Here is a 790-nt window from a genome sequence, read left to right on the forward strand (position 1 = left end):
ACACCCATGGGGAGCCAGCTCCCGGCTAGCCCTTGCAGAGCCGATACACGGGCAAAGTGAAATGAAAGCTGCTGCCTTTGCCCAAGGAAGACTCCACCCAAATCTGGCCGTAGTGAGCGCGCACGATCCGTCGGCAGAGGGAAAGGCCGATGCCATAGCCCTCCTGCTGTTGATCCCGGGACAGACGGACAGAATCGGAGAAGATGCTCTCTTGGTCGGCTTCCGGGATCCCAGGGCCAGTATCGCTGACGGTCACCTGCACCTTTTGGCTGGTGCGATGGAGGACATCGAGGCGGATGGATCCCCCGGCGGGGGTGTACTTGATGGCGTTGTCCAGCAGGTTGAACAGAACTTGGCGGATCTTGTCGGGATCCACGTGAACAGAGGGCAGATCCACGGGAATATCCGCTTGAAACTGCAGCCGCTTGCCTTGAATGCGCGGCCATAGCTCCTCGATCACCGCCTGACACAAGCCGGGCAACTGGGTTTCTACGGCTCGAATCCTCAGCTCCGAGGCAGCGCCACGGGCCGACTCCAGGATATCGGTGATCATGCTGTCCATCTTGCGCAGTTGCTGGCGGGCATGGTCGAACAACTGCCGTTCCAGCGCTTTGTCCAGGGATCCCTCGCGCCCCTGCTGCAGGGTTTCGACCGCCAGAGCCGTGGCCGTCAGGGGGCTGCGCAAATCATGCACCAGCATGGCCAGAACGCGATCTTTGAAGTCCAACTGCTCCCGCAATTGGGCCCGCTCCTGCCGCAGCAAAAACACCTCTTCCGACATTTGCAACAG

At 60.6% G+C, this 790-nt stretch carries 1 protein-coding gene; it reads right to left on the bottom strand.

Annotation, left to right across the window (positions count from 1 at the left end; all coding sequences use genetic code 11):
* Nucleotides 1-25: 25 nt before the first annotated feature.
* A partial coding sequence (locus NW820_RS13030; protein ID WP_414407726.1) for a histidine kinase occupies nucleotides 26-790 on the bottom strand: 765 nt, incomplete at its 5' end.

The sequence above is a fragment of the Synechococcus sp. R55.7 genome (assembly GCF_047461955.1).
Classification (GTDB): Bacteria; Cyanobacteriota; Cyanobacteriia; order Thermostichales; family Thermostichaceae; genus Thermostichus.